Here is a 9850-nt window from a genome sequence, read left to right as displayed (position 1 = left end):
CCGCCCCTGGAGCCGGGCATGCGCGCGATCGTGCCCGATCAGCGGCAGGAGCTGTTTCAGCTCAGGGCCATGGCTTTCACCCGTGAGCGCCAGGCGCAGGGGCTGGAACAGCGCCTTCCCCTTGGCGCCGGTCTCGGCCTTCACGGCCGAGGTCCAGGCGCCCCAAGTCTCCGCATCCCACGGCGCCGGCGGCAGCAGCCTGGCGGCCGCCGCGCAGAAATCGGGATCCTCGATCACGGGCGCGACCGGTCCCGTCACGACACCCCACCACTCCTTCGCATCCGCCAACACGGCGAGATTGCCCTGCACCGCTTCCCAGAACACCTCGCCACTTGGGATGCCCATGGCCTCCAGGCGTTCCGACACTGCCGCGAACGGCAGCATGTGCAGGAGCTTCGCGTTCAGAAGACGCAAGTCTTGCGCATCGAACCGCGCCGGGGCCCGCGACAGCTTGGCGAAGTCGAAGGCCTCAATAAGCTCATTCAGGCTCGTATGTGGCGCCACAGGATCGGAGGTGCCTATCGTCGCCGCGTAGCTGACGACCGCAAGAGGCTCAAGCCCCTCCGCCCGCATGCCCTCGATGGCGAGCGACCGGTCGCGCTTGGACAGCGCCTGCCCGTCCGCGCCGACGAGAAGATTGTGATGACCGAAGGCGGGCGGGGTCGCGCCAAGCGCTGCGAAGAGCTGAAGCTGGGGCGCCGTGTTGGCCACATGATCCTCGCCGCGGATCACATGGGTCACGCCGAGGTCGATATCGTCCACCACGCTCGGCAGCGTATAGAGATAGCTGCCGTTGCCGCGGATAAGAACCGGATCGGAAAGCGAGGCCGCATCCACATGCTGTGAGCCGCGCACCAGATCGTCCCAGACCACATCGCGCGGCTCCAGCAAGAAACGCCAGTGGGGCTTGCGGCCTTCCGCTTCGAGCTCGGCTTTGTCCTCGTCCGTGAGACTGACGGCCGCACGGTCATAGACCGGCGGTTTACCGCGCGCGAGCTGACGCTTGCGTTTCAGCTCCAGCTCTTCCGGCGTCTCGTAGGCCGGGTAGAGCCGGCCCATGTCTTTCAGCTTTTCGACCGCCGCCGCGTAGAGCGCGAAGCGGCCGGACTGATGCACGAGCTTGGCCCATTCAATGCCGAGCCATGCCACATCTTCCTCGATGCCACGTGCGAACTCTTCCGTAGACCGTTCCTGGTCGGTGTCGTCGAGGCGCAGAATGAAGTCACCACCCTGCTTCTTCGCGAACAGAAAGTTGAGCAGCGCCGTGCGGATATTGCCGGCGTGGAGCCGCCCCGTGGGGCTCGGCGCGAAGCGTACGGTGATGGTCAAACTAGACCGTCCAGGAAAGTCCTGATTGCGCTCGCTAAATCATCCAACTTGCTACCAATCTGGCTCATGGCTTCTCGCTCAAGCACCTTTCTCCCTAGTCCCTTGGCCCATTGTCCCGTACGACTTAGGAAGCCGCGCTCCACCATGGGACCCTTGAGCATGTTGAGAGCGGTCTCAAGAACCGTGATCAGCTCTTCCCGCGTAAGCTGGTTAAGGGTGGAATCCTCTCCCCCTGCGGAATTGCTAGTGCGAAGCGATTCGATCAGGCCAGCCAGAATCTTTCTTAAGTGAGCGACGTCGTCTGTCTCAACCTTGATGACCCAGTCTGCCGGCCATCCACCGGACGCCGCTTGTCTTAGGACTGCGCTAGGATGTGTATCCTTGGTCGAGGCAGCCTGACCTAGTTCGCGTGCCACTTGAATAGAAGCGTCGAGGACTCTCATGAAAGTATAATAGCGAGGCTGGGTCTCAAGATTTTCGATCGCCCGAACGGTCTGAATAGAGACGGCGGCGATATCCGCAACGGACCTACGCGTTGCCTTCTCCAGACTGGTTAGCCTTTTCAAGCAATCCGACAGGCTCGCCAGGTCCGCATCATGGTAGGTACCCTTACTAGCGCTTTCCCTCGCAGCAACTAGACGCCGCACCAAAGATCGAGCAACCCTCGAATCGTCTCGCCCTAAGAGGTCTGCCATTACAGTCGCTCGCGAAATTTGTTGGTGATGGGATAGCGGCGATCACGGCCGAAATTCTTAGCGGTGATCTTCGTCCCCGGCGCCGCCTGCCGCCGCTTATACTCGGCGAGATAGAGCATGCGCTCCACCTTCTGCACCAGCCCCGGGGCGTGCCCCCGCGCGACGATCTCCGGTACCGGCATCTCAAGCTCCACCAGGCAATTGAGAATATCGTCCAGCACAGAGTATGGCGGCAGCGAATCCACGTCGCGCTGTCCGGGCTTCAGCTCGGCCGACGGATCTTTGGTGAGCACGCTCTCCGGAATGATGACGCCTTCCGGCCCGAGACAGCCTTTGGGCCGATGCGCGTTGCGGTAGCGCGACAGCGCATAAACCTGGCCTTTGTAGAGGTCCTTGAGCGGATTGAAGCCGCCGTTCATGTCGCCATAAAGCGTCGCGTAGCCCACCGAAACCTCCGACTTGTTGCCGGTGGTCAGCACGAGAGGCCCGAGCTGGTTGGAGACCGCCATGAGTAGCGTGCCGCGCGTGCGAGACTGGAGGTTCTCCGCCGTGAAGTCCTTCGGCGGGCCTTTCAGCACATCCTCCAAGCATGAGCTCAAGCCTTCGACGCCAGCGTGGATCGGCACGATGTCGTAGCGCACGCCCAACGCCTTGGCGACCGCCTCGGCGTCGCTCAGGCTTTCCTTGCTGGTGTATTCGTAAGGCAGCATCACGCAATGCACGCGGTCCGCGCCGAGCGCGTCCACCGCCATCACGGCGCAGAGCGCCGAATCGATGCCGCCGGAGAGTCCGAGCACCACGCCGGGAAAGCCGTTCTTGTCGATATAGTCGCGCAACCCCGTCACGCAGGCGAGATAGTTGGCGGCATCGCCCTCCTCCACTTCTGCGATAGGCTGCGGCAGGCAGTGCCAGCGCCCGTCCTCGCGGCGCCATTCGGTGACCGCGAGTGCCACCTCCCAAGCAGGGAGTTGCACCGCAAGCTCCCCATCTGCATTGAGCACGAAGGAGGCGCCGTCGAAGGCAAGCTCGTCCTGACCGCCAACCTGGTTGAGATAGGCGAGCGGCCGGCGCGTCTCCGCCACCCGCGTCTCCGCCACGCCGTAACGGGTCTCCTGCTTGTCCATCCAATAAGGCGAACCGTTCGGCACGATCAGGATCTCCGCACCCGCCTGGACCAGGGACTGGCAGACTTCCTCGGCCCAGATGTCCTCGCAGATCGCTACGCCCAAGCACACGCCCCGGAATTGGATCGGCTCAGGCAAAGGCCCCGGCGCGAAGACGCGCTTCTCGTCGAACACGCCATAATTCGGCAGGTTGTTCTTGTAGCGCACCGCCTCGATCCGGCCCCCTTCCAAGAGCGCCACCGCGTTGTAGACGAAAGGCGGCTCCCCCCAGGGAAGCCCCATGAGGATGGCCGGCCCGCCATCGGCCGTATCCCGCGCCAAGGCTTCGCAGGCCTCGCGCGCGGCGCGCAGCAAGGCCGGCTTCAGCACCAAATCTTCCAGCGGATAGCCGGTGAGATAGAGCTCGGTGAAAACGATCAGCTCGACGCCAGCCTCGCCCATGGCCGCGCGCGCGGCTCGGGCCCTCTCAAGATTGCCTTCGATATCGCCCACGACCGGATTGAGCTGCGCAAGCGCAAGCTTGAATGAGTCCTTGATTCTACCGGTCATGGATCGAACTTAGCGGTGGGCGCACGACAAACAAGCGCGCAAAAGAATATCCCCGCCTACTCGCCGGCGACGACGGAGACTTCCGGCTGGGGCCGCCCTTCCCGATCGCGCCGCAGCCGTTCGGCCACGATGAAGGCCAGCTCGATCGACTGGTCGGCGTTGAGCCTTGGGTCGCAATGGGTGTGATAGCGGTCCGAAAGGTCGGTCTCGGTCACAGCCTTGGCGCCGCCCACGCACTCTGTCACGTTGCGTCCGGTCATCTCCACATGGATGCCGCCCGCATGGGTGCCTTCGCTGCGATGGATATCGAAGAACGCCTCGACCTCCTTCAGGATCAAGTCGAACGGACGTGTCTTGTAGCCGCTATTGCCCGCCTTGATGGTGTTGCCGTGCATCGGATCGCAGGCCCACACCACCGACTTGCCTTCACGCTTCACCGCGCGGATGAGCGCCGGCAGATGCTTGCCGACCTTATCGGCGCCGAAGCGGCAGATCAGCGTCATGCGGCCCGGCTCATTCTGCGGGCTCAACATGTCGATCAGCTCGAGCAGCCCGTCGGGGGTGATGCTCGGACCGCACTTCACGCCGATCGGGTTCTTGATACCGCGTAGATAGTCGAGATGCGCATGGTCGAGCTGACGCGTACGGTCGCCCGCCCACAGGAAATGGCCTGAGGTGGCGTACCAATCGCCGGACGTGGAATCGATGCGCGTCAACGCCTGCTCATAGCCGAGCAGCAACGCCTCATGGCTCGTATAGAGGCTGGTCGAGCGAAGCTGCGGCGTGTTTTCAGCGGTGAGCCCAATGGCGCGCATGAAGCGCAGCGTCTCGGCGATATGATCCGAAAGTTCCTGGTAGCGGTGGCCTGCGGGACTATCCTTGACGAATCCGAGATTCCACTGATGCACATGCTCCAGATTGGCGTAGCCGCCCTGGGCAAAGGCGCGCAGCAAGTTGAGCGTCGCCGCCGCCTGGCGATAGGCCATATGCATGCGCTGCGGATCCGGCGTGCGGGAGGCTTCCGAGAAATCGATGCCGTTGATGATGTCGCCGCGATAGCTCGGCAGCTCCGTGCCGTCTTGCGTCTCGGTAGGCGCGGAACGCGGCTTGGCGAACTGACCGGCGATGCGGCCGACCTTCACCACCGGCGACCCGCCGGCATAGGTCAGCACCACGGCCATTTGCAGGAACACGCGGAAAAAGTCGCGGATCGTGTCCGCGCCATGCTCCGCGAAGCTTTCCGCGCAGTCTCCGCCCTGGAGCAGGAAGGCCTCCCCTTGCGCGACGCGGGCGAGCTTGGCCTTGAGCTCCCGCGCCTCGCCTGCAAAAACGAGCGGCGGGAACGTGCCAAGCTGCTGCTCGACCTCGGCAAGCTGGGCCGGATCCGGATAGACCGGGACCTGCTCGATCGGCTTCGTACGCCAGTGTTCGGGGCTCCAACGCGGTGCCATTCGTCTACTCTCCACTTAAGTCCCCGCTATATAAGCGATTGAAATGACTGTGGCTAGGCAAGCGTTGCCGCGATTGCCCGCGCTCACCTGGCATGCCACATAATCCTTAAGGCCATGGAAGGGAACGAAACTTTTGCCCCCGCTTGAGCACAGTCACACACCCGGAGCCATAGCAATGCGCCTCGGCCACGGTCCGCGCGTCAGCTATCTGCGCGATTGGGTCTATGGCGGCATCGACGGGACGGTCACGACTTTTGCCATTATGGCGGGCGTCGTCGGCGCCAATCTGTCCCCCACGGTGGTGGTCGTTCTGGGCATCGCCAACCTTCTGGCCGACGGTTTCTCCATGGCGGCGGGCAACTATACCGGCACCCGCGCCGAACGCGATGAGTACGACCAGTTGCGCCGCATGGAAGAGCGCCATATCGCCCTTGCCCCGGAAGGCGAGCGTGAGGAGGTTAGGCAGATCTTCCGGGCCAAGGGGTTCGAGGGTGATGCGCTCGAATCCGCCGTCGACGTCATCACCAAGCACCGCGAGAGCTGGATCGATACCATGATGACCGAAGAGCACGGCATGCCCGCGGTGAGCCGCTCACCCATCCATGCCGCCCTCTACACGTTCGTCGCCTTCGTGGCGTGCGGCAGCGTCCCGCTCCTCCCCTATCTTCTCGGCCTCGCCGCTCCCGAATGGCCCTCGGCGATTGTGACGGGCGCGACCTTCTTCGCCATTGGGTCTTTTCGCAGCCGCTGGTCGCCCAAGGCGTGGTGGCAGGCGGGCTTTGAAACGTTCCTCATCGGCATGCTTGCGGCGAGCGTCGCCTATTTCATCGGCTACCTGCTCAAAGGGCTTGTCTGACGCTTAGGCTCTCCCGGAGCCGCGGCGATTGTGCAAAAGTGCCCGCCATGGCGATTCCAGAACCTTCATTCAGCGTCGGCATCGAAGAGGAATATCTCCTTGTCGACAAGGAGACGCGCGATCTGGCGCCGGAGCCGCCAGAGGCGCTGCTCGCCAAAGCCGAGCAGGCGCTGCGCGGTCAGGTGAGCCCGGAGTTCCTGCGCTCGCAGATCGAGGTCGGCACGCGCGTCTGCCGCTCGGTGCAAGAGGCGCGCGATCAGCTCGTCGAGCTTCGCTCGACCGTCGGCTCCATTGCCGACGAGTTCGGGCTCGCGCCCATCGCCGCCTCAACCCATCCTTTCGCCCACTGGGAAAGCCAGCACCATACAAACAAGGAGCGCTACAACCTGCTGGCCCAGGATCTCCAGCACGTGGTCCGGCGTCTCGTCATCTGCGGCATGCATGTGCATGTGGGCATCGAGGACGACGATCTCCGCATCGACCTCCTCGGCCAGGCGCCCTACTTCCTGCCGCACCTGCTGGCGCTGTCGACCTCTTCACCGTTTTGGCAAGGCACGCAGACGGGACTGAAGTCGTACCGGCTGTCCGTGTTCGACGAACTGCCGCGCACGGGCATTCCGCACAACTTTTCCAGCTACAGCGAGTACGAGCGCACCATCGAGCTCATGGTGAGCGCAGGACTTATCGAGGACGCGACCAAGATCTGGTGGGACATGCGCCCGTCGGCGCGCTTCCCGACGCTCGAGATGCGCGTCACCGACGTTTGCCCCTTGATCGACGACGCGATCGCCATCGCCGCGCTCTACCAATGCATCCTGCGCCTGCTCTACCGCCTGCGGCGGCAGAACCAGCGGTGGCGGCACTACCCGCCCTTCCTCATCCGCGAGAACCGCTGGCGGGCGCAGCGCTACGGCATCGAGCAGGGCATGGTCGATTTCGGCAAGGGCGCCATGGTGCCGTTCTCGCATCTACTCGAAGAGCTGTTCGAGCTCCTGGCCGAGGATGCCGCCTATTTCGGCTGCGCGGCCGAGATGGCGCATGCCCGTACGATCCTGCAACGCGGCACGAGCGCCGACCGCCAATTGGCGCGCTACGAAGCGGTGAAGGCGCTAGGCGGCTCCGAGCACGCGGCGCTCGTCGCCGTGGTCGATGAGATTGTCGAAGAGACGATGACGCTGCCGGGAACGACGAAGCCGCAGCTTAAGCCGAAAATTGGCACCGGGTCCTGACGCGGCCGCTACTCCTCGTAAGCCATGTAGCGAACGATCTTCCAGCTCCCATCCGCCTGCCGTTGGAAGACATCCATGCCCGGCTCGACGGATTTGATTTCGCCGCCATCCTTCTCCTTGATGGTCAGCGTCCAGACGAGACGCACGACCGCCACATCGCCGAACGCCAAGATCTCCCTGATGTCCAAGGCGTAGCTATAGACACGCGAAGGGTCGGTCAGACTTGGTCAGCAGGCCGCAAACCGCTTTGTGATCGCGCGTGGGATGTCCCCGAAAGTCGGCTCGGACATCGGCCGCGAAAAGGTCGCAGACCCGCTCCGTCTTGCCGGCGTTGAAGTCGGCCATCCAGCGGGTCAGTGTATTCTCGATCTCGACCGGCGTGTCTTCGCCGAGCGACGGCCCACTGCTCAGCAAGCACAGCGCGAAGGCCGCGAGCACCGGGACGGCTGTCATCGTCTTGCGCATCGTATAGGCCAGTCTAAAGCGTCGTGCCCATGCCGCCATCGACATTCAGCGCGGCGCCGGTGACGTAGGACGCCTCGTCTGAGGCGAGGAACAGGGCGGCGTTGGCGATATCCTCGGGCTGACCGAAGCGCCGTAGCGGTGTCTGGGTGAGCAGCGCCTTGGCGATCATCGGGTTGGAGAGATACCGGCCGATCAGCGCTGTCTCCACATAGCCCGGCAGCAACGTGTTCACGCGGATGCCATACGGCGCGTACTCAACGGCCAAGCTCCGCGACAAAGCCGACACGGCCCCCTTGGTCGCCGAGTAGACCGCCATTTGCCGCGTGTGCTTCGCCGACATCACCGAAGACAGATTGATGACCGAGGCTTTGCCCGAAGCGCGCATCAGGTCGAAGGCCTCGCGTGCGCAACGCACCGTGCCGTCGAGATTGACTGCCCACACCTTGTCCCACTCCTCGTCGGACAGATGCCGGAAGTCGGCTCGCGCGCCGACGCCCGCATTGTTCACCAGTATGTCGAGCCGGCCATGCGCTTCCTTGATGGTCTCCATCAGCGCCTTGACCTGCGTCGTGTCGGTGATGTCGACCGTGTGCGCCGCTGCCGCCCCGTTCGCCTTGACGATGGCGTCGGCGGTGACCTTCGCCGCGTCGCCATCGATATCGGCGACGACGACATGGGCCCCCTCGCGCGCGAAAGTCTCGCAGATGGCCTGGCCGATGCCGGCGCCGCCTCCCGTCACCAGCGCAATCTTGTCTTCAAGCCGCCGCATCTGACCCCTTGATTGGTGATGGCGCTTCCCATCTGTGCCGCATCGTCACGAGCTCTTCCGCGATGCTCGGGTGAAGCGCCATGGTGGCATCGAGCTGCGCCTTGGTAACGCCGAGCCTGAGCGCGATCGCCGCCATCTGCACGATCTCCGCCGCGTCCGGGCCCAGCATATGCACGCCGAGCACCTTGTCGGTCTCCGCGTCGATGACGAGCTTCATCATCACCTTCTCGTCCCGCCCGCTGATCGTCGCGCGCATGGGCCGGAAACTTGCCTTATAGATGTCGATGACGCGACAGCGATCCCGCGCCTGCTCCTCGGTTAGCCCAACCGTGCCGATCTCCGGCTCGGTAAACACCGCCGTTGGGATAAACGCATAATCCATGATCTTGGGACTGTCCTCGAAGATGGTCTCGACGAAGGCGGTTCCCTCGCGGATCGCCACGGGCGTGAGTTGCACCCGGTCGGTCACATCGCCGACCGCGTAGATGCTGTCGACCGACGACTTGGAATAGTCGTCCACGACCACATGCCCGTTCCAGCCGAGCTCGACGCCCGCTCGCTGGAGCCCGAGGTCCTTGGTGTTCGGAATCCGTCCCGTGGCCGCCATGACCAGGGAGGCCGAAACCGAACCCCCTTCCTTCAACGCGACACGGTAGCAGTCTCCCGCCTGCTCGACCGACTCGATATTGGCGTTCATGCGCAGGTCGACCCCGCGGTCGCGCATGGCCTCCGCCAGCCCGTCGCGCAGATCGTTGTCGAAATCGCGCAGGATCTGCTCGCCGCGATGGAGCACGGTAACGGCGACGCCGAGCCCGGCGAAGATCGAGGCGAACTCCATACCGATATAGCCTGCGCCGACAATCACGATGCTGTCCGGCAATGCCTCGAGCTGGAAGCACTCATTCGAACTGATGAGATGCTCCTTGCCCGGCACGTCGGGCATGGCCGGATGCGAGCCGGTGGCAATCAGAATATATTCCGCCGAAATGGGCCCGTCGCGATCCGGCAGGTGCACCGTGTGCGGCCCCTCGACAGTCGCCCGTGTCAGAAACCGGTCGACGCCGGCCTTCTCAAGCGTGCGTGTGTACAGCGCGTTCAGCCGGTCGACTTCCCGGCGCACGTTGTGGATCAGCGTCGGCCAATCGAAGCGCAAATCCTCGTAATCCCAGCCGAAGCTGCGCGCGTCCTCGATCTCGCCGCCATAGCGGCTGCCATAGACGAGGAGCTTCTTGGGCACGCAGCCGCGGATCACGCAGGTGCCGCCGATCCGGTACTCCTCGGCGATCCCCACGCGCTTGCCGAGCTCGGCGGCGAGCCGTGCGGCCCGCACTCCGCCCGAGCCCGCGCCAATGACAAAAAGATCGTAATCGTATTCGGACACGC

General features: G+C 63.9%; 9 protein-coding genes. 2 read left to right on the top strand and 7 right to left on the bottom strand.

Annotated features, from left to right (window positions below):
* The 3 genes from gltX to ACSLE4_RS09335 all read right to left on the bottom strand — a co-directional run.
* Positions 1-1329, bottom strand: a 1329-nt coding sequence (gltX, locus tag ACSLE4_RS09345) for a glutamate--tRNA ligase (RefSeq protein ID WP_435904190.1), incomplete at its 3' end; no start/stop codon positions are given.
* A gap of 694 nt (positions 1330-2023) precedes the next feature.
* The gene (locus ACSLE4_RS09340; RefSeq protein WP_435904189.1) at positions 2024-3697 is read right to left on the bottom strand and encodes an NAD+ synthase; all 1674 of its coding nucleotides are present in this window, start codon (positions 3695-3697) and stop codon (positions 2024-2026) included.
* Between the two features lie 56 nt (positions 3698-3753).
* A complete protein-coding gene (locus tag ACSLE4_RS09335) occupies positions 3754-5148 on the bottom strand; it encodes a class II 3-deoxy-7-phosphoheptulonate synthase (protein WP_435904188.1) in 1395 nt (464 codons plus the stop codon).
* 175 nt (positions 5149-5323) lie between these two features.
* Here ACSLE4_RS09335 and ACSLE4_RS09330 point away from each other — a divergent pair, with 175 nt between their 5' ends.
* Together ACSLE4_RS09330 and ACSLE4_RS09325 are read left to right on the top strand one after the other, a co-directional pair.
* A complete protein-coding gene (locus ACSLE4_RS09330) occupies positions 5324-6004 on the top strand; it encodes a VIT1/CCC1 transporter family protein (protein WP_435904187.1) in 681 nt (226 codons plus the stop codon).
* A gap of 47 nt (positions 6005-6051) precedes the next feature.
* Positions 6052-7233 (top strand): carboxylate-amine ligase, encoded by a 1182-nt coding sequence (locus tag ACSLE4_RS09325; RefSeq protein WP_435904186.1) that lies wholly within the window; start codon positions 6052-6054, stop codon positions 7231-7233.
* 8 nt (positions 7234-7241) lie between these two features.
* Here ACSLE4_RS09325 and ACSLE4_RS09320 read toward each other — a convergent pair whose 3' ends face one another.
* The 4 genes from ACSLE4_RS09320 to gor are packed head-to-tail and all read right to left on the bottom strand — an operon-like array spanning position 7242 to position 9848.
* Positions 7242-7403, bottom strand: coding sequence for a YybH family protein (locus ACSLE4_RS09320; RefSeq protein ID WP_435904185.1), 162 nt, complete (start codon positions 7401-7403; stop codon positions 7242-7244).
* 25 nt (positions 7404-7428) lie between these two features.
* Entirely contained in the window at positions 7429-7686 is a 258-nt protein-coding gene (locus ACSLE4_RS09315) for a nuclear transport factor 2 family protein (protein ID WP_435904184.1), read from the bottom strand.
* 25 nt (positions 7687-7711) lie between these two features.
* A complete protein-coding gene (locus tag ACSLE4_RS09310; RefSeq protein ID WP_435904183.1) occupies positions 7712-8467 on the bottom strand; it encodes an SDR family NAD(P)-dependent oxidoreductase in 756 nt (251 codons plus the stop codon).
* Positions 8454-9848: a glutathione-disulfide reductase gene (gor, locus tag ACSLE4_RS09305; RefSeq protein WP_435904182.1), complete on the bottom strand. Its 1395-nt coding sequence runs from the start codon at positions 9846-9848 to the stop codon at positions 8454-8456. Before gor ends, ACSLE4_RS09310 begins: the two co-directional genes overlap by 14 nt.
* Positions 9849-9850: the final 2 nt, after the last annotated feature.

It is taken from the genome of Methyloceanibacter sp., from assembly GCF_051306395.1.
Lineage (GTDB): Bacteria > Pseudomonadota > Alphaproteobacteria > Rhizobiales > Methyloligellaceae > Methyloceanibacter.
This window is presented reverse-complemented; position numbering and strand designations above follow the sequence as displayed.

Excerpts from the sequence above, each read along its gene's own strand:
- ACSLE4_RS09340 (WP_435904189.1), bottom strand. The coding sequence starts at position 3,697 with ATGACCGGTAGAATCAAGGACTCATTCAAGCTTGCGCTTGCGCAGCTC.
- ACSLE4_RS09310 (WP_435904183.1), bottom strand. The coding sequence starts at position 8,467 with ATGCGGCGGCTTGAAGACAAGATTGCGCTGGTGACGGGAGGCGGCGCC.
- ACSLE4_RS09315 (WP_435904184.1), bottom strand. The coding sequence starts at position 7,686 with ATGACAGCCGTCCCGGTGCTCGCGGCCTTCGCGCTGTGCTTGCTGAGC.
- ACSLE4_RS09330 (WP_435904187.1), top strand. The coding sequence starts at position 5,324 with ATGCGCCTCGGCCACGGTCCGCGCGTCAGCTATCTGCGCGATTGGGTC.
- ACSLE4_RS09325 (WP_435904186.1), top strand. The coding sequence starts at position 6,052 with ATGGCGATTCCAGAACCTTCATTCAGCGTCGGCATCGAAGAGGAATAT.
- ACSLE4_RS09335 (WP_435904188.1), bottom strand. The coding sequence starts at position 5,148 with ATGGCACCGCGTTGGAGCCCCGAACACTGGCGTACGAAGCCGATCGAG.